Below are 22855 nucleotides of genomic sequence, written 5' to 3' on the forward strand. Positions count from 1 at the left end.
TCTTTAACTAAAGAAGAGCTTGTTGTTTACTTTAATACCAATATTTCAAAAAAAATTACGTTACTAGTAAACCTTTAAAAATTAGTTTCAAACTGTTATAATATGCATGTTAATTCGGCAACGAACTTTTTTAATTACTTCAAAGATTGTTATAAGCTAGACTATAAAGAGTTTACTGTAAATAACATACTAAATAATAAGTATAAATTTAAATGGTTTGTAAAGGATAACGAGCAGCTGATCAATCAAAGATCTCCTATAATTTATTATGACAATAAAGATCTTGAAAAGCTCGAGAAAGAACTACACTTATACAAGTTAGAAAAATCGTTGTATTATGCTAGTTTTTATTTTATAGGTAAAGAAACACCAACAGGGTTAAGTACTGACCCTTTAATTTGTAGTCCCTTAGTATTGTTCCCCTGTGAAATTATAGAAAAAGATGACGATAAATTTATTAGAATAAACCAGAGTGATTTTTTATTAAACACCTCTTTTTTAAATAAAATTGCTAAAGATGATGTTTCAAAAGATAAGTTAGAGAATAGGCTAACGGAGCTATTTTCTGATAAAATTGAAGATGCTTTTGAAATAGAAAAAGCTTTCAATTCATTTGCTCAAAATATAGATACGTCAGCGCTTGCCTTTTTTCCTCAAAACTGGAACATTACAAAAATTAGGAAGCAACTTAAAAACCATACCACCGAAGATCCTTTTAAAATTGTTCCGGCTAGTGGAACTGTATTTATTGAAAAATCAATTTCTTCAACAAAAATCATTAACGATTTAGAAAGTATTGCAAGTAATAATGAGTTTAACACTGCTTTAAACGAATTGTTCAACCAAAAAACAAATACAAATAGCCAATCAGAAACTTACCTTGAAAACAGACTGAATCCGGAGCAGCTAAAAGCACTTTACAACAGTCAAAAATATAATAACTCGGTAATTATTGGCCCACCTGGCACAGGAAAATCATACAGTATAAGTGCTATTGCTATAGATGCTATACTTAAAAAAAAATCAGTGCTTGTTGTTTCTAAAACAAAGCAGGCTGTTGAAGTTATTAGAGAAAACCTGATAAAAGATTTTGAGTTGAATGACTTACTTATTCATACCTCTGGCAATCGGTTTAAAATAAGCTTAAAAACTAAAATTCAGAAAAAAATCAGCGGTATTATATCTAGAAGTAATACTGACTCAAGTAACATACATTCTTTACATAAAAGATCAAAGTCACTTATTACAAAGTATGAAAAGATAGTTGCGAAAGAATTAGAGCTTTCGAACCTAACTTTCAAAGATAAATTGACTTTAAAAGAAAAAATTCATCTAATACTATTACAATTTATTAAAAATGAAAATCTTGCTTTTTTAGATACAATACATTACGCAAATGTAAATACAGGCCTAATTGTTAGTGAGCTTAAAAAGTATGTAAAAAAAATAAGTCTTGAGCAGAGTAATGAAAAAGCTACTAAAAACAGACAAACATTAGTTCGCTATCATGATGCATTATCTGCATCTAGTTTTAGTGAATCTAAAAAAATAATTGAAGAACTAGATTTTAAAAAAATTCTTGACGTTTTTCCTCTTTGGTTAGCTCATTTATCAGAATTAAACACTGTTTTTCCATTAAAAAAAGAAATCTTTGATTTAGTAATTATTGATGAAGCAACACAATGCGATATAGCCACTGCCCTACCTGCTATTTATAGAGCAAAACATGTTGTTATATGCGGAGATCCAAATCAATTAAGGCATTACTCATTTATAAGTAAAGCCCAACAGTTAACTTTATTAGATAAGCATAAGCTACCTAATGATCCTATTTTTGATTATCGTAATAGAAGTATTTTAGATATTTACATAAGTAAAGTTTCTAACCAAGATCAAGTTACTTTTTTAAGAGAACATTACAGATCAACACCTTCATTGATAGAGTTTAATAATCAAGAATTTTACGATCAACAATTAGAAATAATAAAATCGACAACTGAGTTTACCTCTAAAAAACAAATTGAAATAAATTATATTAATGGTGAGCGTAACAGCCAAGGTGTTAACATAAAAGAAGCTGACAAGGTAATTGAAAAACTTACCGAACTTATTAAACTGCACGAAGGCAATACAACAGTACCTTCTTTAGGTATTATTACACCATTTGCAAACCAAGCAAAACACATCAATAAATTAATTGGTGACATGTTTGATATAAAAATAATTAAACGCTTTGATTTACTTTGTGGTACACCCTATAATTTTCAGGGTTCAGAAAGAGAAATTATTATTATTTCTTTTACTGTTTGCAAAAACACGCACCACTCTGCTTATAACCATTTGAATAAAAGTGAAGTTTTAAATGTAGGTACTACCAGAGCTAAATCTTTTCAATACATCTTTACATCTATAGCGAAAAAAGATTTAAAACAAGATTCTTTATTTTTGAAGTATTTGAGTTTTATTGAAAATTATCAGTATCAGAATAAAGAAAACGAATTATCTGAAGATGTTTTTCAAAAAGAAATTACATCCTATTTGAAAAGTATCGAAATTGAAGAAATTAATTGCGGATACCCTTATGCTGGGTCTATTTTAGATATATTTTTCACTCATAAGGGTGAAAATTATTTTATTGATCTTATAGGTTATCCTGGTCAATTTTATAGTGCATTTACTATTGAACGTTACAAAACTTTTGCTAGGGTTGGTATAAACACAATACCACTACATTATAGGTTTTGGAGTGAAAATAAAATACAAGCTAAAGGAAAATTAAAACAGCTTATAAACAAATAACACATGGGAATATTTGATTTTTTAAAGAAAAAAAAGGAAGAAAGACATTACGATCCTACCAATATAACTGTTAGAGACTTAGGTAAAGGCTATATTTTTGAATATGGTATAGAAACTTGGACCGTTACTGCATTATTTGAATATGATTGGGGTGATAATTATTTTACGCGTGAATTTGTAATCAAAAATGGCACAACTGAAAAGTTTTTACATATTGAAGATGATGGAGGTTTGGTTGTTACTTTATCTGAAAAAGTAAAATTAAGAAAACTTGGCGAAGATGTATGTGACTACATGGAGTCTAACCAGAAACCTCCGAAAAAAATAAATTATAAAGGTGTTACGTATTATTTAGACGAGAAATCACCTGGTTATTCTAAAGAAATTGACGCTGCTAATTGGGAAGAATTAGTAGCCTATAATTATTTAGATGAAGAGGAAGAAAAAATACTTTCTATTGAACAATATGACAACGAAGAATTTGAAGTAAGTAAGGGTATTATTATTAAAGAAATTGAGATTTCTAACATTTTACCTGTCGCAGATAAATATTAAACGTTAAATTTGATTTTAAACCAACTACAATGAAACTATTTAAAACTATACTTTTTACAAGTATGCTTCTGCTAATTGTATCATGTGGAGAAGAGCGTAAAAAATACCTCAAATCTCCTTTAGACACTATTATCACAACACATATTGACACACAGAATTACAGTGTAATTCTTGCTGATATGGACTACAAAGAAGATACTGATAAATATTTTCACAAATATAAAATCATTGTTGAAAAAGCTAAAAACACTACAGAAACTGTTGAAGATGATTTTGATATAAAAACAACAGAATGGCAAGAAGTTTCTGCCATTACTTTTGAAGATTATCAGGAAGATTTAGGCATGACTATATTATCTAAAAAAGAAGGGGTTTTAGATAAACAATCTACGCCTGCAGGTTATAGCAATTATGTAGGTAACGAAAAATATGGCCGTTGGCAAACACAAAGCAATGGTAGCTCTTTCTGGGCTTTTTATGGCCAATATCACTTTATGAGTTCACTTTTTTATGGTTCTAGCCATAGATACTACAGAAACGATTATGATTACTATAGAACCAATCATTACGGAAGAAGTAGCTATTACGGTAGAAATAAAAATTTTGGTACTTCTACATATAAAAATGCAAACTCAAGCTGGAATTCGAAACCTAAAACATTTAAAGATAAGGTTAGAACTAATGTAACGAGAAGCTCTTCAGCTTTAAAATCAAAAGGCTACAGCTCAAGTAAAAGTTACAAAGGTTCAAGCCAAACTTCAAGAAATACAAACAGGTATAGTAATTCAAGTTCTTCTCGCTCTCGAAGCGGAGGTTTCGGAAAATAATAGGTAATAAAACGCTAGAAAAAACATGGACAAATACGTAGATATTTTAGATTTATCACATTCATTGGGGTACATCTTAAGTGGGTTTATCATTTTTATTATTGGAAAATTAGCTTACAAACTTTTACACCCAAGTATTAATATTCAAGAAGAACTGGTTGAAAAAGATAACTTCGCTTTTATCATTTCTTATGTAGGTTATTTTGCTGCTTTAATTATCGCTATTGGTGGCGCTATTGTTGGTGAGAGTTTTGACTTTATTACAGATATTCAACATATTTTTATTTACGGAATTTTTGCTATTTTACTATTATTATTAGCTGCTTGGGTTAGTAATAAAGTAATTCTGAATAAGTTCGATTTAAAAAAAGAAATAATTACTGATAAAAATGAAGGTTCAGGAGTTATTGAAGCGGCTATATACATCGCTAACGGTCTTATTTTATATGGTGCGTTAGTTGGTGAATCTGAAACATTAATAGAAGGACTTTCTACATTTTTCATGTATTGGATTATTGGTAATGTTGTTTTAATTATTGCTTCTAAGATATTTATCGCTTGGATGGGTTATAGCATTCATGACGAAGTAGAAAAAGACAATGTTGCTGCTGGAGTTAGTTTTTCTGGTGCAATATTAGCTATCGGTATTATTACCATGAATGCTATTTTAGATCCTTTTGTAGATTGGACAACAACATTAATTGATATTTCATTACAAACAGTATTAGGGTGTATTCTACTTCCTATAATGCGTATGTTTACTGATAAAATTTTATTGCCAGGAAGAAAACTTACAGATGAAATTATCAACCAAGAAAAACCAAATGTCGGTGCAGGGTTAATTGAAGCCTTTGCTTATGTTGCTTCTGCTATATTAATTACATGGAGTATCTAAAAAAAAACTCTTTCATATTAAAAGCAGCCATTTTTGCAACAGGTTTTGCAGGAATTGTAGCTGAATATACCTTATCTACATTAGCTACCTATTTTATTGGAAATTCAATTTTTCAATGGACAATGATTGTATCTCTAATGTTATTCTGCATGGGGTTAGGTAGTCGATTAAGTAAGCTAATTACTAAGAATTTAATTCAGAATTTTTTAATTCTAGAAGCTTCACTATCATTGATAGTCGCTTTTTCGTCTGTATTGGTATATACCCTTGCTTCTGTAAGTGAATATTACGGCATTGTAATTTATTCTTTATGTATGCTAATCGGATTATTAATTGGCCTAGAAATTCCGTTAGTCGTAAGAATTAATAAAGAATACGAAGATCTAAAAAGCAACATTTCATCTATATTAGAAAAAGACTATTATGGAAGCCTTATCGGAGGTGTGTTTTTTGCTTTTATAGGCTTGCCAATTTTAGGCTTATCTTATACCCCATTTGTACTCGGAATTATTAACTTTCTAGTAGCCCTGATTGTTTTTTATCGTTTTAAAGACAAAATTAAAAAGCGGCAAACATTACAATTAAAAGCAGTTTTAACCATTGTATTTGGTGTTTTAATTACGGGGATCGCTTTTACAGAGCCTATTATACAATGGGGAGAGCAAAAAAAATATAAAGATAAAATTGTCTATTCTGAACAAACTAAATACCAAAATATCGTTTTAACCGAATGGAAAGATGAACATTGGTTGTATTTAAACGGAAACTTACAATTTTGTTCTATTGATGAAAAAATGTATCATGAGCCTTTGGTTCACCCAATCATGCAATTACATCCAAATCCGCAACGTATATTAATACTTGGTGGTGGCGATGGTTGTGCTGTCAGAGAAATTTTAAAATACCCAAGTGTCGAAAAAATTGATATGGTAGATTTAGATCCGAAAATGACAGATTTAGGAACCAATCACCCTGTGTTAATAAATATCAACCAGGGAAGCATGAATAGTGAAAAACTTCAGATTTACAATAAAGATGCATACATACATTTAGAGCAAAATGTCACTGCTTTTTACGATGTTATAATTGCTGATTTGCCTGACCCTAGAAATATAGAACTAGGTAGGTTATACTCTCATGAGTTTTATTCGCTTTGTAACAGAAAGCTTAGACCGAATGGTTTAATTATTACACAAGCAGGTAGCCCTTATTTTGCTACAAAGGCCTTTAGTTGTATTGATGAAACAATTAAATCTGCTGGTTTCACAACTATAAAATTACACAACCAAGTAATTTCTATGGGAGAATGGGGATGGGTTCTTGGAACAAAAAATACCACTATAAATTCTGATCAATTAAAACAAAAAGTTCAAAAAATTAAATTCGAAAATGTTCAAACGAATTGGATAAATAATGAAGCTATGCAATTGATAACATCATTTGGTAAAGATTTTTTCAAATTAAATGATAGTATTGAAGTTAATAAAGTACACAACCCTGTTTTATATCAGTATTATTTAGATGGTAATTGGGATTTATACTAAATATGAATACAAATTATAAACATACCGAAGCAAATATATACAACCATAACTTTTGGTCTACCTGTACAGACCCTGATGAGTTAAAAAAAGTATATAGCAAATTATTAAAGGATGCCGGTTTCACAATCATCCTTTTTAATGAGCACCATTTTCCTGTGCAAGGGTATACTTGTTTTTGGCTGTTGGCGGAAAGCCATTTAGCAATTCACACATTTCCTGAAAGCAATAAAAGTTATATTGAATTAAGTAGTTGCAACGAAGAAAAACTAATATCGTTTATTAATAAAATAGATGATAAAGAAGTGTAAAGCACTTTTAAATAATGCGTTTTACGTAAAACATTGAATAAAATGAAAAAAAAAGTAAGTGATTTTATTAATTACAACAAGTATTTCATCAAATTCATTTATACGCTTATTGTACTAAATATACTAGCTTTAATACTTGAATCGTATGATGAATTGAGGACTAAGTTTAATCTTGCTTTTTATTTTTTTGAACTGTTTTCTGTTATCGTTTTTACTGTTGAATATTTTATACGAATTTGGATTTCTGACAAAACAAAAGAAAATAAAAGAGAACGGCTTAATTTTGCCTTTTCTACTAGCGGAATTATTGATTTATTAGCTATTCTCCCCTTTTATTTACCCTTTATTTTTCCTTTTGATTTAAGGGTTATTCGAATTCTTCGTTTATTTAGGCTACTTAGAATTTTTAAACTTGGTAGATATTCAAACTCTTTGAAAACGATTAAATACATTTTTAAAGAAACAAAAGCAGAATTAACCATTACAATTTTTGTAACTTTTGTGTTGATGATTTTATCATCTACATTAATGTTTTATATAGAGCATGATGATCAACCAGAGCAATTTTCAAATATTGGAGATGCCTTTTGGTGGTCGATAGCCACATTAACTACTGTTGGGTATGGAGACGTTTACCCTGTTACAGGTTTAGGTAAATTACTGAGTGGTGTAATTGCTTTAATAGGTATTGGTTTTGTAGCGCTTCCTACGGGTATAATTAGTTCTGCCTTTATCAGTAGAATTCAAACTAAAAAGAAAAAGAAAGAGTGTGACTGTCCGCATTGCGGAAAAAGTTTTGAATTATGATTCCGATTAAAAACAGTATCACATTTGTAGTCTTTATTTACATTGTTTATGGAATTAGCCTTTTTACGCCCATTGCTAATTATGGTATTATACCCCGTAGTGTAAACGGACTTATTGGTATCATTACATCTCCTTTTTTACATGGTGGTATTTCGCATTTAATTTCAAATACAGCGCCGTTAATTATATTACTTACTGTACTTAATTATTTTTATCCTAAAAAATCGGTATCTGTAATCTTGTTTACCATTATAGTGGGTGGAATACTTGTTTGGGTATTTGCAAGAAATGGAAATCATATTGGAGCTAGTGGACTTATATATGGCCTTGTTGCTTTTTTAGTTGTAAATGGGTTTTTAGAGAAAAAGTTCGTTCCTGTACTAGTCTCTATTGCTGTTGCGCTAGCCTATTGGGGTTTAATTTGGGGTATACTTCCATCATTAGAAAGTTACATATCATGGGAAGGCCACCTTTTTGGTGCTATAGCTGGTGTTTTAATTGCGTTTATGCTTAATAAAAACAAACCGAAATCTTCGTTTATTAAAACAAATAGACGTTAAAAACAAACAACAATATTTTTAAAGCGTACTAAAAATGATTAAATTTTTAAAGTTTGTATTTAACATTTTACTTTTTTTAGTATTAACTGTACTAACTCAAATTGGAGGTATAGTCTATTTCATAAGTTTAATACTTTCAAAAAAAATAAATACAAAGCTAAAATTAAAAACATTATTTATTTTTATTATTTTTTATCTAGTATCAACACTAATAATAGTCCCATTAATCGCTCCTATTTTTGGTCGTGAAAAAATAAAAAACTCTATAAAAATTAACCCTACAAATTACATGACTGTTTTATTAAACAGAAACTATGTGCAACCAAAACTGAATGAATTATTAAGCGATACTGAAAAAAAATTAGCCAAAACTACTATCGAAATTCATTATTTAGATGCTAATTTCCCGTTTATAAATAAATTTCCTTTACTACCTCACTTAAGCCATAATGATGGTAAAAAAATTGATATAAGTTTAATTTACGAAACAGAAAACGGAACAGTATCAAACAAACAAAAGGCCACCAGCGGCTATGGTGTATTTGAAAGCCCAAATTCGGGTGAGTTTAATCAAATTGAAAAATGCTTAAAAAATGGATATTTTCAATATGATTATCCTAAGTATTTAACTTTAGGTAGTATTAATGATAGTTTAGTTTTTTCTGAAAAGGGAACAAAAAAATTGATACAGGCTATTTTAAAAAATCAAACATTAGGAAAACTATTTATTGAACCTCATTTAAAAAACAGAATGAATTTAAATGATGATAGAATACGATATCATGGATGTAGAGCTGTAAGGCACGATGATCATATTCATCTGCAATTAAGATAAAATGTGTAAATTCTAATAATTAATTTTCACTATCATAAGCCTAAACGCATGTTAACATCAATAATTTTATTTTCTGCATTTGCAGGTATTACAGTTTTTATTGGTGGGTTATTAGCTAATTATTTTAATCATCATATAAAAGAAAGCCCTGTAAAATATGAAATTACCCATACACTTATGTCGTTTGGTGCAGGTATTATTTTATCAGCTTTAGCCTTAGTTTTAATACCTAAAGGCATGGAGCAATTAACTTTGCTACCTATGGTTCTCTCTTTTTTGTTTGGAGCCATACTTTTTATGTTACTAGACCGGTATTTGGCAAAAAAAGGAGGTCAGATAGCGACTCTTTTAGCCATGATAATGGATTTTGTACCAGAATCGATTGCACTGGGTGCTGTATTTGCTTTAGACCAAAGTATGGCCACATTGTTAGCTATATTTATTGGCTTACAAAATTTGCCAGAAGCATTCAATTCTTATAGAGATTTAGTGGAGAGTGGTTTTTCTGCTAAAAAAACACTTGTCATATTTTTTGCATTAAGTTTTTTCGGAATTATAGCTGCTTTAATAGGTCATTTTCTTTTAGCTGACTCACCTAATTTAACAGCCCATTTAATGACATTTGCAAGCGGAGGTATTTTGTATTTACTAATTCAGGATATTATACCCGCAAGTAAATTAGACAAAAACTATTTAACATCATTAGGTGCAACACTTGGTTTTACAGTCGGAATTATAGGTGAGAAAATTATTTAAAAAACAAAAATTCAATGCCTAAATAAAAAATTCACACCCCTTCTGATAAAACAAATTCATTTTAATTCAACCAAATAAATGAGAGTAACAAAAAAAATATTGAAGTGGTTACTATACGTACTTCTCATACCAATTAGCTATTTAATTATAGCATTAATAAGTACCTCAATAACAATGAATAGAAAAGTAACTGATGTAGTTTCTAACAAAACTATTTATCTACATACAAACGGGGTACATTTAGATATTGCTCTGCCAAAAGAAAATGTAAGTACTTTAGTACTAGCAGATTTAAAACATAGTACGGCAGATAATTACATATCATTTGGTTGGGGTGACGAGAATTTTTATGTAAACACTCCAACCTGGGGAGATTTAACTTTTAATAATGCCTTTAGTGCAATGTTTTTAAAAAGTACAACACTAATGCACGTTACGCCATACCAACAAAAAAGTGCAAATTGGATAGAAATAAAGGTTAGTGAGGCTGAGTTACAACTATTAAATACTTACATACTAAATACCTTTAAGACAGATAAAAATGGAGCTAAAATTATATTAAAAGATCAAGGTTACTCGTCAGTAGATAATTTTTATAAATCGAAAGGAAGCTACTCTTGTTTAAAAACTTGTAATAGTTGGGTTAATATAGGCTTTAAAAAAAGTGGTTTAAAATCTTGTTTATGGACTCCTTTTGATTTTGGCTTAATTCATAAATATGAATAAAGAACAATGTGTACGTTTAGAATCTATTTTATCAAAACCTACACGCTATTTATTCTATATTTTTCAAGATAAAATTAAAACCATTTTTTACTTAAAAAATCTATTTCTTTTTTAGACGACGCTAACATCTCTTCTATTTTATCTGGGTATTGTTGTAAACCAAAAGCTGTAATATTTGTAGCTGGTATTCCCATAAGTCCAAAACAAGCATTTACCAATGGTGTTGCAAAGTTTACACTTTTTAAGGGCTCTATATTAAAATCACTCCCACTAGTCATTAAAACTAAAGCTTGTTTATTTTCGCATAAACCTTTAGGTCCCATTTCAGTCTGTGTAAAAGTTATACCTGCTTGTATTACAACATCTACCCAAGCTTTAACTGTTGCTGGCACAGACATATTAAATATTGGACTTGCTAAAACAATAAAATCAGCTTCTAAAACTTGATTTACCATTTTATCATTTTTAAACATTACTTGCTGCTCTTCTTCAGTTAACACAACTCCTCCAAAATTACGCTTAACGTATAAATTTAGTTTTTCTTCCAATAATAAATCAGGAGCATTTTTTGTTAAATCTAATACTGTTATCTCTGTTTTATCTTTAGTAGTATCAATAAAATAATCTACAAGTTGTTTGGTGTTAGAACCAACGCGTGGCGTATAACTTACTATTAATGTTTTTGTCATTATTTATATCTTAAATTTAAATAGAATCTGTCTGATTTTTATTATTTACAAAAGTAATATACATTTGGTATACAAAGTATACTGCTATACTCAAGTATACCAGTATACTTGAGTATAGCAATAAAATTGAAAATAATTAAAAATGAAAACCAATAAAAATCAAACTACAAATTACACGCCTACAGAATGTAAAACTTTTATTTTGCCTGTAAGAGATGTTATTGATTTGATTGGTGGAAAATGGCGGTTGCCAATTATGACTGCTTTATCATTTAAAAAACATCGATTTAAAGAATTAGAACGCCAGATCGAAGGTATTACTCCAAGAATGCTATCTAAAGAACTTAAAGATTTAGAAATAAATGGTTTAATTAATAGAGATGTGTTTGATACCTCCCCTATTACTGTAGAATATAGCCTTACAGATTATGGAAAATCTTTAGACAATGTCATAGAAACTATTAGAGAATGGGGCCTTACGCATCGCAAAAAAATAATAAATAAATAACTGCTTTGCCCCTTCTATTTTTAAATAAGACCTACTAATTGTTTAGATTATTATAAATTGAATATAATGATTGAAAAAAAAGATTTAATACTACGAGAAATACAAAGATTAACCCTGTTAATAAAAGAACTTATAACTAGCGTGATTGATATAGAACCCGAAAAAATTGATGCTGTAGTAAATCAAATCGATGATGTTTTAAAGGTTGAATTCAATTTATCTTTGAACGATATTTCAGAACTCTCTAATAATGATTTGCTAATTAAAATGCACCAGATAAACGAAGTTCATGTTGATAAATTAATTCTATTATTATTTCAAGTGATAAAAAAAAGTGATCAAGCTAGCACATTTAATAAACCTGAATTAATCAAAAAAAATATACTCTTAATTAATTATTTAGATGAGAGTTCTAAAGTATTTTCGGTAGATAGAATGCATATGAAAAGTGCGCTCAAACAAACACTATAAATAAATAGCTAATTAAACTATTTAAGTGTTACTATAATTTTTATGTATGCGGCTTTATTATTGATGAAAATCAATTAGCGAATACCCAACTAATCACGTAATTTTGCGTTTTAGATAAAATAAATGGAAAACAAACAACCTACCCGAATTAATAAATATTTAAGTGAAGTTGGTTATTGCTCGCGTAGAGCGGCTGATAAACTTATTGATCAAGGTAGAGTTACCATTAATGGTAAGGTACCAGAAATGGGTACTAAAATTACTTTAGCTGACGAGGTTCGTGTTGATGGTGATTTAATTAGGAAACCAAAAGAAAAAAATACTTACTTAGCTTTTAATAAACCTGTTGGCATTGTTTGTACTACAGATACTGGTGTCGAAAAAGACAACATCATTGATTTTATCAATTACCCAAAACGTATTTTCCCTATCGGAAGATTAGATAAGCCTAGTGAAGGTTTAATTTTTTTAACTGATGATGGCGATATTGTAAACAAAATACTTAGAGCTCGTAACAATCACGAAAAAGAATATATTGTATCGGTAAACAAACCTATAAATTCTGATTTTTTAAGAAAAATGAGTAGCGGTGTGCCCATTTTAGATACTGTTACAAGACCTTGTAAGGTACAACGAGTAGATAATTATACCTTTAGCATTATACTAACACAAGGTTTAAATCGCCAAATTCGTAGAATGTGTGAGCATTTAGAATATCGAGTTAAGCGTTTACAACGTGTACGTATTATGAATATTGAATTAGATGTAGAAGTTGGTAAATGGCGCCATATAACGGATAGTGAACTAAAGGAAATAAATCGTTTAGTATCTGATTCTACAAAAACACATGAGTAATTTGTTTTTAAAAAACTGAGTTCCTGATTCATTTTCTGACTTTAGTTTAGTAAAAGCACCTAAAAAGATCCATTTGCACCAAAAAATATTCTCAAAATGATCTTTTGAGCCAAAAAATCATCACAATAACCTGTAATTCTTATATATCCAATCTATTAGGCTACCTTTGCTGCTTATTATAAAAATACATGACATTTAAAGAATTAGGAATAGCAGAACCTATATTAAAAGCATTATCGCTAGAGGGTTACGAAAATCCGACCCCAATACAAGAACAATCTATTCCAATATTACTAAAAGGTAAAGACCTTTTAGGTGTTGCACAAACCGGAACTGGAAAAACTGCAGCATTTGGTATTCCGATACTACATCATTTATATACAAACAATAGCGGACTTGGTAAACGCAAAATAAAAGCCTTAGTAGTAACACCTACGCGTGAACTTGCTATACAAATTGGCGAGAGCTTTACAGCCTATGGTAAATTTACAGGTATAAAAAACACTGTGATTTTTGGAGGCGTTAAACAAGGCAAACAAACTGATGCACTACGTAAAGGTGTTGAAGTTTTAATTGCCACACCTGGTCGATTATTAGATTTAATGAATCAAGGTTTTATATCGTTACGCGATTTAGAGCATGTGGTTTTAGATGAAGCTGACCAAATGCTAGACATGGGTTTCATTCATGATGTAAAAAAAATCATTGCAAAATTACCTACAAAAAGACAATCACTTTTCTTTTCGGCAACAATGCCAAAAACTATAGTTGAGCTTTCTCAGAAAATTTTAGGTGAGTTTGAACAAGTTACAATTAAACCACAACAAGCTACGGCTGAAAAAGTAGAACAAGCAATTTATTTTGTACCTAAAGGTGATAAAGCTAAATTGTTAATTCATTTAATAGCAGAAAAAGAAGCCAAAGCAGTACTTGTTTTTTCAAGAACTAAGCATGGCGCTAACAAAATAGTAAAACTACTTGACAAAGCTGAAATAAGTGCAGCTGCTATACACGGAAATAAATCTCAAACAGCACGACAAAATGCGTTGAAAGATTTTAAAGATGGTAAATTAACGGTTTTAGTAGCAACAGATATTGCTGCTCGTGGTATTGATATTGATGCACTATCGTTAGTTGTAAATTACGATTTACCAAATGTACCAGAAACTTATGTTCACCGTATTGGTAGAACAGGCCGTGCAGATGCTAGTGGTGTTGCATTATCTTTTTGTGATAGAGAAGAAAGACCTTATTTAAAAGATATTCAAAAATTAATAAAGCAAACAATCCCAGTTGTTGAAGACCATCCCTTTTTAGATGATGGTAGTAGACCTAAAGAGCCAGATAATGACTCTAGGCCACAAAGACCAGGGCAACAAAATAGATCTAGAAATAATAGTAGATCAAAAAGTTCTAATAAAAGCGGTAATAACCGAAATAGAAATAGAAATTCAAGAGATTAAAATAAAAAAGCCAGTTATATGTAACTGGCTTTTTTTATATGCTTTTTTAACTTTTAAGAAAGTTAATTAAATGTTCGTTAAGCTCATTAGGGTGTGTAACATTTAACCCATGGGGGGCACCTTTAATAATCTTATATGTGTTATTTTTAATTCCTTTAGCTGCTTGCTCAGCTGATGTTTTTATAGGTACCGTATTATCGGCATCACCATGTATAATAAGTGTAGGCACATCTACATTTTTTAACTCCTCTCTAAAATCTGTATGCATCCAAGAGAGCGCTGTTTGTATCGTTGCCCGTGGCGATGCAAAAGAGGCTATATTAAAATCATAATCTAGTTGCGCTTGGCTTACTTTACTTTTATTATCATCGTAATTATAAAAACCTTTACTAAATTCTTTTAAAAACCCTACCCTATCATTTTGCAAAGCATCAATAATACCTTCTAATGCTGATTCTGGCACACCATCTGTGTTATCGTCTTGCTTTTTCACTAAAGGTATAATAGAACTAATTAATGCTGCTTTTGCTATTTTATCAGCCCCATAATCCGTTAAATAACGTACTACTTCACCTCCACCCATAGAGAAGCCTACGAGTACAACATCTTTTAATTTTAAACCATCAATTAGCGCATTTAAATCACTTGCTAAGGCAGAATAATCATACCCGTTCCAAGGTGATGAAGACGTTCCAAAACCTCTTCTATCGTACGAAATACATCTGTAACCAGACTCTACTATTTTCCAAACCTGTTGTTCCCATGATTTTCTACTAAGTGGCCAACCATGTATTAATAATACTGGTTGCCCTTCTCCGTAATCTTCATAAAATATATCAACATTTTCTTTTGCTACTTTATTTGTTATAAATGGCATATCTTTTTCGTTTTAATTTGCATTGAAATTAGGTATCAAAAAAAGAATTTATTGTCGTTATCGAAATGATTATTATTCTGTTTACGATTTTAAAACAACCCTGTTTAATTTAAGATCTCTTATTCATATAAGGTTGCCATGTAACCAATACATATTTACTTACCCCATTTTCCTTACGTTTTAAAAATCCGTATTCATACACAAAAAAATAAACATCGTTTTGCTGATTTTTCCAGAAATGAGTGAAGAAATTCGGATTAAAACCTAATATTTTTAAAGCTTCTGTTCTTACAATAGATTTTCCACTTTTATTAAATTGTTTTAAAAGTTTTCTATTGGTTTTCAATTGCTTATCAACCTTTAAATAAAAAGCTTCTTTATTTTGTCGGTTTTCATACTGGTTAATAGATTTACATTGTGGTGAACAATATTTTTTATCAGATCGTCCTTTTATTAAAGAATCACAAACAGGGCATGTTTTTGGAACACTCATTACTAAACGTATATTAACCGCTTAATATACATTTTATAAATCAATTTCTAGTTATTATTGTTACATGAACCCACTAAAATCTATAACCTTATATCATCTCATGATCAAAGATTGCAAGATGATTGGTATAAAATTTAAACCTGATAAGGTAATTCAGGCACTTATAAAAAGTTTATCAAACCCTAAATGGAGTGAAACTTACAATATGGTTTACACCCCTAATACTAATGAAAATTTAAAAGAAATATCTAATGTCTTTAGTGGTGTGATATGGATTAATTATAATAAATTTTTCACGAATAAACCCTTACATACAAATAATGATGATGTTGATGTAAATTGGTTTAGAAATAGGCCTAAAGTTATGGGTTATAGAATATGCCCTGAAGAATATTTATTAAAATTAGAACTAAAAAGATATGCTAACAATACGGTTCGCATCTATGTCAACTTTTTTGAAATGTTTATTAATCATTATAAAAACAAAGACTTACATGCATTAGATGAAAGAGATATTAGAGCTTTTTTGCAAATACTTATTCATAAAAAAATGTCTAATTCATATATTAATCAAGCAATTAATGCCATAAAATTCTACTATGAAATAGTTTTAGGAATGCCTAATCGGTTTTATGAAGTAGAACGACCTAGAAGGGAATATAAGTTACCAAAAGTAATTTCTAAAGAAGAAATACTTGAGATGATTAATTGTACTAATAATATAAAACATAAGAGTATTATTAAATTATTATACGGATCTGGTTTACGCAATAGCGAACTTTTAAATTTAAAAATAAACGATATTGATAGCAAACGTATGCTTATTAGAGTCGAAAATGCTAAAGGTAAAAAAGATAGGTATACGATACTTTCTGAAAATGCTTTAAAAGATTTGAGAATTTATTACAAAGAATGGAAACCTAAAGATTATTTATTTGAAGGTGCCAAAGGAAATAAGTATAGTTCTGAAAGTGTATTGAGAATAGTAAAGAATGCAGCTTTAAAAGCTAGAATTAACAGTAATGTATCTCCTCATATATTACGCCATAGTTTCGCTACTCATTTATTAGAGACTGGCACAGATTTACGTCAAATACAAGTACTTTTAGGGCATGGTTCTAGTAAAACTACAGAAATTTACACATACGTAGCTACAAAAACTTTTAAGACAATTAAAAATCCCTTAGATTAGTAGTACAGATAAAACAGAAATAACCGTAATTGTACGGTTATCCGTACGTTGTAGCCAATTAAAAAAAATAAATATTGTGAGTTGGGATATAGTTTTATTAAAGGAAAAATTTGACACGAACGATAAAGATTATCTACCACCTACTTTAGGTAAGAGAATAGAATTAATCTCACAGCTTACCAATATTTTACCAAATCTGGATTTTTCAGATGAGAGTTGGGGAATTATGGAAGGAGATGGATTTTCGATTGAATTTAACATTGGAAATAATGAAGATGTCGACTCAATAATGCTACATATTCGAGGAGGTGGGAACCCGATAAAAATAATTCAGAGTATTATGCAAGAATTTAAATGGGAATCTTTGGATTGCTCAACTGGAGATTTTATGGAATTAAATAACGTCTCAAACGAAAGTTGGACTAAATTCCAAACTTGGAGAGACAAGATTTTTAAACGAGATAAATGAACTTGAAAAAAGCAGAATATACCGGAAATGAAAGTAAACTAAAAAACTGGCTACAACAGGGTATAAAAAACATAAGGCTTTTGTGTTAACTCCAAAGTTATGTAATTATTTAAAAAGTCGCTAAATATAAAATTTGGCATTTATAGAACAAAAAATAAAAGCAAAATATTTATATTTAGCTAAGTTATAAACTGAAACGAAAGTGCTTATTAACTGCCCTACGATTTCTTATACTTAACGTTGTCATCAAGCTAAAAAATAAATGAGTAAGGAGAAAAAAATAGCTGATTTACCATCTTATAAAAAAACTCACGATAATTTTAAAGGAGCGCATACGGTTGGAAAAGTCATAAAGGCTTTAAACTTTCTCGGAATAAAAGACAAGGGACTAAATGACGCTTTTTCTAAACTTCCCAACTTAAAAGATGTTGAAAATATAATTTCACTACCTGATAGATTTAACTCTCAATTTGCCAAAATTGGGTGGATTGCACACGAGTCAATGAATTCTACATTAATAGAAAAAGCTGTTGATTTAGCAGAAAGTGGTCAAAAAGAAAACGCAGAAATAATTTTAGCCGAACACTTTACGTCTACCGAAATAAAATGGCTTCAACATAGATTTAGAGTCTTGCCTGCTTTCTCAATTCGTTTTGAATTAATAGAGCAAGCGTACAAAGACACACTTGAAGAAAGATTTAAATCTTGTGTCCCATTATTATTGACCATTATTGATGGAGCAGTTAATGACATAAGTAAAAGCAAAGGTTTTTTTTCGGAAAACACAGAATTAAAAGCCTGGGACAGTATAGCATCGCACAGCAGCGGACTGTCAGCAATTAAGGAAATTTTCAACGCACCAAGAAAAAAGACTAATACAGAAGAGATATTCTTACCATACAGAAATGGAATTCTACACGGTAGAGATTTAAAATTTGATAACAAACATGTAGTTGGAAAGTGCTGGTCCACTCTATTTGCAATTAATGATTGGGCTAGAGCGCTTAAAGAAGAAAAAGAAAATCCACCAATCCTGCCTATAGAGCCAACATCTATAAGTGAAAGTTGGAACGAAATAAGAAAAGTAATTACTGAATATCAGGAGTGGAAAGTTCAAAGTGATACGAAATGGAAAGAACTGGAAAATTGGAAACCGAGAGAAGAAATCAGTATTGAACTAGCAGACTTCAAAGAATTCAGTCCAGAAAAAACTGCATTGGAAATTATAGAATCTTGGAAAAAGAAAAATTATGGTAGAATAGCTCAACTGATTCATCGAATTAGTGACAAAGAGATAAATATTGGTGTTGAAGCAGGTAAAGTTAGAAGGGATTTAGAGAATAAGAAACTGAATTCTTTTCAAGTAAAATCAATTTCAGACAAAGGTGCTCATGCTTCAGAAATAACTATAAACATTGATTACGACTTGAACGGCGAAAATAAAATGAAAGAGATTGTAATACGCCTAATTTGCACGGATAAAAATGGAGAAATGGGAATGAATGGTAAAGAAAATATGACTTGGGAATTTATAGATAATTTCTTCTCTACATTAGACTTCTGAAAAAAGCCAGATGACAACAAAACCTAAACGTAATGCGGACTTTAGGGCATAATCGAAAGGTCTGTGTATATTTATAATGTCGCTAAATCTTATGGATTTAGCTTTGAACAAAAAAAGAAAAAGCGAAACCCAAAAATTTTGCTTAGCGCGAGACAGGAAATCCGCTGGATTTCCGCCCCGCACTAAGCATAGCCGAACCGTTAGCCACAATATTGACCCGTCCTGAAATATGTATACAAAACACTTCAAGTATATGTATAAAAATGATGGATATGTAAAACGCTATAGTGAGAGCTTTAAGCTCAAAGTCTTGGCAGAACTTACCAAAGGAAACCATTCCAAAAGACAAATTGCATTAACTTACGGTATTCAATCCAGTACTATAAACGTATGGATCAAAAAGTATGATCGTAAAGATTTAATGAATACCCGTGTAACCGTGCAAACAGACGATGAACTTTCCCGTATCAAAGCCCTTCAAAAAGAGCTCAAACAACTTAAGGACCTTCTTATTAAAAAGGACCTGGACAAACTGGTGACCGATAGCTATCTCGAGGTAGCGGCCGAGAACCTAGGCTATAGAGATGTTGAAGAATTAAAAAAAAACTTAAACATAAAGCCCTAATGAAAGTAGCACCGATAAACCGTAATGAAAGGCTCTATTCAATTTGTACTATCTGTAATGCCTTTGATCTGAAAAGAGATGCCTATTACAAATTCCAAAAACGTTTTGTTATCAAAAAACAGATAGAACAAGATGTAATCCAACTTGTTCGGGAAAGTAGAAGAACACTACCTCGAGAAGGTACCAGAAAACTCATGAGATCATTAAAAAATGAGTTTCAAAAGTACGACCTTAAAGTAGGTAGAGACCAGCTATTCCGTATCCTAAGAGAAAATCGATTACTCGTTAGAAGAAAAAAATATTCTTCTAGAACCACAAATTCATATCATAGGTTTTATAAGTATGGTAATATTATAAAAGACTTGAAAATCAATAGACCTAATCAAGTCTGGGCTTCCGATATAACCTACATCAGAACCATTAAAGGATTCTGTTACCTAGCATTGATTACAGATATGTACTCACGTAAAATCGTTGGATATGACCTAAGTGATAGCCTAGAACTAAAAGGGTGTGTCAGAGCTTTAAATAAGGCTATTTACAATGCCAAGAATATTGACCAACTTATTCATCACTCGGACAGAGGTATTCAATATTGCAGTAATGTCTATACTCAAATATTGAAAAGAAAGAAAATTAAAATCAGTATGACTGAAGAAAACCATTGCTATGAAAATGCCCTAGCAGAAAGGGTAAACGGTATTCTAAAAGATGAATTCTATCTTGACCAAACCTTTACCAGCGTGATACATGCGAAAAAAGCAGCCAAAAATGCAATCAAATTATACAACTCTAAAAGATTGCATTTATCTTTAGATTATAAAACACCTAATTACGTGCATCAATATGCCGCTTAAAACTAATATTAATCTGTAGCCGTATTTTAGGACGTGACATTTAAAAAATGGTAGATAATTTCAAATTAACAACCGAAGGAGTGTTAATAATTGCGTCCTCAAATTCTTTAAAAAGGAAATATGAAAACGAGGAATTTGAATATGATTTTCCAGATGGAATTAATCCATTAATGATGGACAATTCAATAATCGCAATAACAAATTCTGGTGGAGATAATTTATTAGTAAATTTCTTATTAGAAAAACATATTGACGTTACTAAATTTGACAAGGTTATTGAGCAATCAATAGAATTATCAGAAATTGACGAGTTATTAATATTATCGCATACAGATTTCACAATGATATGTAGTAAAGATGGTAATTACAAAAATGAGAAATGTTGGCCCATAAAATTTTCAAACCCTATTGAAAAGGGCAAATATCTCGTCCAGATTGCTATAATTGATGTTGAAGAAGATTTTGAAAAATACAACGCATATTTTAAAGTGACCATTAATTTAATAAAGAAAACGGAACAACTAACGCCAAATTTTGTATGTGAATTGTGCGAGTAAAACTGCTTACAACACAACCTATAAACAATACGGGCTTCGGGCTTAAACGAAAGGTTTGTGTATTTTTATAAGGTCGCGAAATCTTTGGGATTTCGCTTTGACATAAAAAAGAAAAAACAAAACACAAAGATTTCGCTATGTGCGTGGCGGAAAGCAAACGCCAGTTTGCTCCCGTACTGTTCATAGCTAAACCGTTGTCATTAATAGCTCAAAAAAATAATAAAATGAAAAAAAAAGGAATAATAGTTCAAGTAGTTGGTTTACTAATAATGGGAGTTGGTATTGGATTACAACTAGCTAAAACTGAAATGTATTATTTATTTGTTACGTTTTTAGGACTTTTTGTCGTGATGGCGGGACTTTTCATAATAACTGCTGCAAAGAAAAAAGAAGACGCTATTAAAGACAACAATAAATAATCAGATTCCTGAGCAAGCTTGCGGAGATGTACTTTACTCGAACGAAATCGTTGCTTTGTGGGACTTTTTAGCTTGTTTACCCAGATGGACATCAATCAGTCGAAATTGTTGCGAAAATGGACTTTACTCGGACGGGAAAAATAAGGAAACGCAATCGTTAGTGCTTACTCGTGCATGTCGCTACTAATGACAACAAAATCTATAAACAATACGGGGACTTGGGCTTATTCGCAGGATTTGTGTATTTTTATGAAGTCCGCAAAATCTTTGGGATTTTGCTTTGTCGAGAAAAAAAAGTAAAAACAAAACCAAAAGATTTCGCTATGTGCGTGGCGGAAAGTAAACGCTAGTTTGCTCCCGTACTGTTCATAGCAAAATCGTTAGGCAACATTTGATAGAAGCACCGAGAAAACAAGAATGATATATGATAATTTAGAATATATAAGCATTGAAAACCAAAAAACTAGTTTTCCAAAACATTTTCACGAAACGTTTTGTATTTCACTTATCCACACAGGAGTTGAACAAATTGATTTTGAAAATCAAAGTCTTTTTACTGAAGCTGGAAGTATATCAATTACCAATCCCTACGAAATACATTCTAATCCTGTAATTGAGGACAAATCACTCCTTAATTTCGACACTATCTATATACCTAATGAATTGATGCAAGCGGTTTTGAATGGGGAAAACATCAAATTTGTAAACCGACAAATTAAGAGTAAAAAAGCTAACCAATTGTTCTTGAAACTAAAAAACGCTTTGGACACAAAAAATGATAAAGTAATTGAGTTTACTCTATCACAATTCGTTAATGTCTTGAAACTTTACTCTCAAGAAAATGAAAAAGAATACTCAGGGTTAAATTTCGATAGCTTTAGTAAAATTAACAACTACATTGAAAATCATATTTACGATAAAATTCAACTAAATGAATTATCAAAAATAGCAAACATAAACAAATTTGGATTTGCTAAAAAATTTAAGGCTTCAACAGGTATGACACCAATGAATTATATTTTAATGAGGAAAATATTTTCTAGCAAAAAAGCGATTAATTCAAGTTCAGAACTTACCAAAATAGCATATCAATACAACTTTACAGATATGGCTCATTTTTCTAAAACTTTTAAACGTTTTATAGGGGTTTCACCAAAAAAATATAAAGAAAGTATAATTGCAAAAATAAAATAACCAATATTAT

At 30.4% G+C, this 22855-nt stretch carries 26 protein-coding genes; 23 read left to right on the plus strand and 3 right to left on the minus strand.

Going from position 1 to position 22855, the window contains the following annotated elements:
* Positions 1–102: 102 nt before the first annotated feature.
* From H0I23_RS08060 to H0I23_RS08110, 11 genes are all read left to right on the plus strand, one after another.
* Positions 103–2799: a DEAD/DEAH box helicase gene (locus H0I23_RS08060; RefSeq protein WP_216785944.1), complete on the plus strand. Its 2697-nt coding sequence runs from the start codon at positions 103–105 to the stop codon at positions 2797–2799.
* Between the two features lie 3 nt (positions 2800–2802).
* Positions 2803–3354, plus strand: coding sequence for a DUF4178 domain-containing protein (locus tag H0I23_RS08065; protein WP_216785945.1), 552 nt, complete (start codon positions 2803–2805; stop codon positions 3352–3354).
* A gap of 29 nt (positions 3355–3383) precedes the next feature.
* Complete coding sequence (locus tag H0I23_RS08070) at positions 3384–4181, plus strand: hypothetical protein (RefSeq protein ID WP_216785946.1); 798 nt, start codon at positions 3384–3386, stop codon at positions 4179–4181.
* Between the two features lie 25 nt (positions 4182–4206).
* A complete protein-coding gene (locus H0I23_RS08075; protein WP_216785947.1) occupies positions 4207–5076 on the plus strand; it encodes a DUF350 domain-containing protein in 870 nt (289 codons plus the stop codon).
* Positions 5064–6620: a polyamine aminopropyltransferase gene (locus H0I23_RS08080; protein WP_216785948.1), complete on the plus strand. Its 1557-nt coding sequence runs from the start codon at positions 5064–5066 to the stop codon at positions 6618–6620. The genes H0I23_RS08075 and H0I23_RS08080 overlap by 13 nt, the downstream gene beginning before the upstream one ends.
* 2 nt (positions 6621–6622) lie before the next feature.
* The gene (gene speD, locus H0I23_RS08085) at positions 6623–6928 is read left to right on the plus strand and encodes an S-adenosylmethionine decarboxylase (protein ID WP_216785949.1); all 306 of its coding nucleotides are present in this window, start codon (positions 6623–6625) and stop codon (positions 6926–6928) included.
* Positions 6929–6970: 42 nt separating this feature from the next.
* Positions 6971–7735 (plus strand): ion transporter, encoded by a 765-nt coding sequence (locus H0I23_RS08090; RefSeq protein WP_216785950.1) that lies wholly within the window; start codon positions 6971–6973, stop codon positions 7733–7735.
* Complete coding sequence (locus H0I23_RS08095; protein WP_216785951.1) at positions 7732–8295, plus strand: rhomboid family intramembrane serine protease; 564 nt, start codon at positions 7732–7734, stop codon at positions 8293–8295. Before H0I23_RS08090 ends, H0I23_RS08095 begins: the two co-directional genes overlap by 4 nt.
* A gap of 34 nt (positions 8296–8329) precedes the next feature.
* Positions 8330–9130 carry a hypothetical protein gene (locus H0I23_RS08100; protein ID WP_216785952.1) on the plus strand — a complete coding sequence of 267 codons (801 nt, stop codon included), beginning with the start codon at positions 8330–8332 and terminating at the stop codon, positions 9128–9130.
* Positions 9131–9178: 48 nt separating this feature from the next.
* Positions 9179–9886, plus strand: a complete 708-nt coding sequence (locus tag H0I23_RS08105; protein ID WP_216785953.1) for a ZIP family metal transporter — start codon at positions 9179–9181, stop codon at positions 9884–9886.
* Between the two features lie 174 nt (positions 9887–10060).
* Complete coding sequence (locus H0I23_RS08110) at positions 10061–10612, plus strand: DUF2459 domain-containing protein (protein ID WP_254073671.1); 552 nt, start codon at positions 10061–10063, stop codon at positions 10610–10612.
* A 74-nt stretch (positions 10613–10686) separates the two neighbouring features.
* On the opposite strand, the gene H0I23_RS08115 is transcribed toward H0I23_RS08110, so the two are convergent.
* Positions 10687–11301: an FMN-dependent NADH-azoreductase gene (locus tag H0I23_RS08115; protein WP_216785955.1), complete on the minus strand. Its 615-nt coding sequence runs from the start codon at positions 11299–11301 to the stop codon at positions 10687–10689.
* A gap of 142 nt (positions 11302–11443) precedes the next feature.
* Between H0I23_RS08115 and H0I23_RS08120 the strand changes: the two genes are divergently transcribed.
* The 4 genes from H0I23_RS08120 (at position 11444) to H0I23_RS08135 (ending at position 14598) form a co-directional block, all read left to right on the plus strand.
* Positions 11444–11809, plus strand: coding sequence for a helix-turn-helix domain-containing protein (locus tag H0I23_RS08120; protein WP_216785956.1), 366 nt, complete (start codon positions 11444–11446; stop codon positions 11807–11809).
* 66 nt (positions 11810–11875) lie between these two features.
* Positions 11876–12280: a hypothetical protein gene (locus H0I23_RS08125; RefSeq protein WP_216785957.1), complete on the plus strand. Its 405-nt coding sequence runs from the start codon at positions 11876–11878 to the stop codon at positions 12278–12280.
* A 123-nt stretch (positions 12281–12403) separates the two neighbouring features.
* Positions 12404–13135: a 23S rRNA pseudouridine(2604) synthase RluF gene (gene rluF / locus H0I23_RS08130; protein WP_216785958.1), complete on the plus strand. Its 732-nt coding sequence runs from the start codon at positions 12404–12406 to the stop codon at positions 13133–13135.
* A 188-nt stretch (positions 13136–13323) separates the two neighbouring features.
* Entirely contained in the window at positions 13324–14598 is a 1275-nt protein-coding gene (locus tag H0I23_RS08135; protein WP_216785959.1) for a DEAD/DEAH box helicase, read from the plus strand.
* Between the two features lie 46 nt (positions 14599–14644).
* On the opposite strand, the gene H0I23_RS08140 is transcribed toward H0I23_RS08135, so the two are convergent.
* Positions 14645–15475 carry an alpha/beta fold hydrolase gene (locus H0I23_RS08140; RefSeq protein ID WP_216785960.1) on the minus strand — a complete coding sequence of 277 codons (831 nt, stop codon included), beginning with the start codon at positions 15473–15475 and terminating at the stop codon, positions 14645–14647.
* A 109-nt stretch (positions 15476–15584) separates the two neighbouring features.
* Complete coding sequence (locus H0I23_RS08145) at positions 15585–15968, minus strand: hypothetical protein (protein ID WP_216785961.1); 384 nt, start codon at positions 15966–15968, stop codon at positions 15585–15587.
* Positions 15969–16086: 118 nt separating this feature from the next.
* Here H0I23_RS08145 and xerA point away from each other — a divergent pair, with 118 nt between their 5' ends.
* From xerA to H0I23_RS08185, 8 genes are all read left to right on the plus strand, one after another.
* Positions 16087–17160 (plus strand): site-specific tyrosine recombinase/integron integrase, encoded by a 1074-nt coding sequence (xerA, locus tag H0I23_RS08150; protein WP_254073672.1) that lies wholly within the window; start codon positions 16087–16089, stop codon positions 17158–17160.
* 76 nt (positions 17161–17236) lie between these two features.
* Positions 17237–17629: a hypothetical protein gene (locus tag H0I23_RS08155; RefSeq protein WP_216785963.1), complete on the plus strand. Its 393-nt coding sequence runs from the start codon at positions 17237–17239 to the stop codon at positions 17627–17629.
* Between the two features lie 262 nt (positions 17630–17891).
* The gene (locus tag H0I23_RS08160) at positions 17892–19193 is read left to right on the plus strand and encodes a hypothetical protein (RefSeq protein WP_216785964.1); all 1302 of its coding nucleotides are present in this window, start codon (positions 17892–17894) and stop codon (positions 19191–19193) included.
* A gap of 229 nt (positions 19194–19422) precedes the next feature.
* Positions 19423–19818 carry a transposase gene (locus H0I23_RS08165; RefSeq protein WP_226989911.1) on the plus strand — a complete coding sequence of 132 codons (396 nt, stop codon included), beginning with the start codon at positions 19423–19425 and terminating at the stop codon, positions 19816–19818.
* Complete coding sequence (locus H0I23_RS08170) at positions 19818–20675, plus strand: IS3 family transposase (protein ID WP_216783348.1); 858 nt, start codon at positions 19818–19820, stop codon at positions 20673–20675. The genes H0I23_RS08165 and H0I23_RS08170 overlap by 1 nt, the downstream gene beginning before the upstream one ends.
* A gap of 47 nt (positions 20676–20722) precedes the next feature.
* Positions 20723–21232 carry a hypothetical protein gene (locus H0I23_RS08175; protein WP_216785965.1) on the plus strand — a complete coding sequence of 170 codons (510 nt, stop codon included), beginning with the start codon at positions 20723–20725 and terminating at the stop codon, positions 21230–21232.
* A gap of 224 nt (positions 21233–21456) precedes the next feature.
* Positions 21457–21651, plus strand: a complete 195-nt coding sequence (locus H0I23_RS08180) for a hypothetical protein (RefSeq protein ID WP_216785966.1) — start codon at positions 21457–21459, stop codon at positions 21649–21651.
* Positions 21652–22068: 417 nt separating this feature from the next.
* Positions 22069–22845 carry an AraC family transcriptional regulator gene (locus tag H0I23_RS08185; RefSeq protein ID WP_216785967.1) on the plus strand — a complete coding sequence of 259 codons (777 nt, stop codon included), beginning with the start codon at positions 22069–22071 and terminating at the stop codon, positions 22843–22845.
* The last annotated feature ends 10 nt before the right edge of the window (positions 22846–22855 follow it).

Origin of the sequence: Cellulophaga sp. HaHaR_3_176 (assembly GCF_019021925.1) — a bacterium.
Taxonomy (GTDB): Bacteria; Bacteroidota; Bacteroidia; order Flavobacteriales; family Flavobacteriaceae; genus Cellulophaga.

Bases quoted from the DNA above. Each gene is read 5' to 3' on its own strand.
- H0I23_RS08060 (WP_216785944.1), top strand. From the start codon at position 103: ATGCATGTTAATTCGGCAACGAACTTTTTTAATTACTTCAAAGATTGT.
- H0I23_RS08065 (WP_216785945.1), top strand. From the start codon at position 2,803: ATGGGAATATTTGATTTTTTAAAGAAAAAAAAGGAAGAAAGACATTAC.
- H0I23_RS08070 (WP_216785946.1), top strand. From the start codon at position 3,384: ATGAAACTATTTAAAACTATACTTTTTACAAGTATGCTTCTGCTAATT.
- H0I23_RS08075 (WP_216785947.1), top strand. From the start codon at position 4,207: ATGGACAAATACGTAGATATTTTAGATTTATCACATTCATTGGGGTAC.
- H0I23_RS08080 (WP_216785948.1), top strand. From the start codon at position 5,064: ATGGAGTATCTAAAAAAAAACTCTTTCATATTAAAAGCAGCCATTTTT.
- speD (WP_216785949.1), top strand. From the start codon at position 6,623: ATGAATACAAATTATAAACATACCGAAGCAAATATATACAACCATAAC.
- H0I23_RS08090 (WP_216785950.1), top strand. From the start codon at position 6,971: ATGAAAAAAAAAGTAAGTGATTTTATTAATTACAACAAGTATTTCATC.
- H0I23_RS08095 (WP_216785951.1), top strand. From the start codon at position 7,732: ATGATTCCGATTAAAAACAGTATCACATTTGTAGTCTTTATTTACATT.
- H0I23_RS08100 (WP_216785952.1), top strand. From the start codon at position 8,330: ATGATTAAATTTTTAAAGTTTGTATTTAACATTTTACTTTTTTTAGTA.
- H0I23_RS08105 (WP_216785953.1), top strand. From the start codon at position 9,179: ATGTTAACATCAATAATTTTATTTTCTGCATTTGCAGGTATTACAGTT.
- H0I23_RS08110 (WP_254073671.1), top strand. From the start codon at position 10,061: ATGAATAGAAAAGTAACTGATGTAGTTTCTAACAAAACTATTTATCTA.
- H0I23_RS08115 (WP_216785955.1), bottom strand. From the start codon at position 11,301: ATGACAAAAACATTAATAGTAAGTTATACGCCACGCGTTGGTTCTAAC.
- H0I23_RS08120 (WP_216785956.1), top strand. From the start codon at position 11,444: ATGAAAACCAATAAAAATCAAACTACAAATTACACGCCTACAGAATGT.
- H0I23_RS08125 (WP_216785957.1), top strand. From the start codon at position 11,876: ATGATTGAAAAAAAAGATTTAATACTACGAGAAATACAAAGATTAACC.
- rluF (WP_216785958.1), top strand. From the start codon at position 12,404: ATGGAAAACAAACAACCTACCCGAATTAATAAATATTTAAGTGAAGTT.
- H0I23_RS08135 (WP_216785959.1), top strand. From the start codon at position 13,324: ATGACATTTAAAGAATTAGGAATAGCAGAACCTATATTAAAAGCATTA.
- H0I23_RS08140 (WP_216785960.1), bottom strand. From the start codon at position 15,475: ATGCCATTTATAACAAATAAAGTAGCAAAAGAAAATGTTGATATATTT.
- H0I23_RS08145 (WP_216785961.1), bottom strand. From the start codon at position 15,968: ATGAGTGTTCCAAAAACATGCCCTGTTTGTGATTCTTTAATAAAAGGA.
- xerA (WP_254073672.1), top strand. From the start codon at position 16,087: ATGATTGGTATAAAATTTAAACCTGATAAGGTAATTCAGGCACTTATA.
- H0I23_RS08160 (WP_216785964.1), top strand. From the start codon at position 17,892: ATGAGTAAGGAGAAAAAAATAGCTGATTTACCATCTTATAAAAAAACT.
- H0I23_RS08165 (WP_226989911.1), top strand. From the start codon at position 19,423: ATGTATACAAAACACTTCAAGTATATGTATAAAAATGATGGATATGTA.
- H0I23_RS08170 (WP_216783348.1), top strand. From the start codon at position 19,818: ATGAAAGTAGCACCGATAAACCGTAATGAAAGGCTCTATTCAATTTGT.
- H0I23_RS08175 (WP_216785965.1), top strand. From the start codon at position 20,723: ATGGTAGATAATTTCAAATTAACAACCGAAGGAGTGTTAATAATTGCG.
- H0I23_RS08180 (WP_216785966.1), top strand. From the start codon at position 21,457: ATGAAAAAAAAAGGAATAATAGTTCAAGTAGTTGGTTTACTAATAATG.
- H0I23_RS08185 (WP_216785967.1), top strand. From the start codon at position 22,069: ATGATATATGATAATTTAGAATATATAAGCATTGAAAACCAAAAAACT.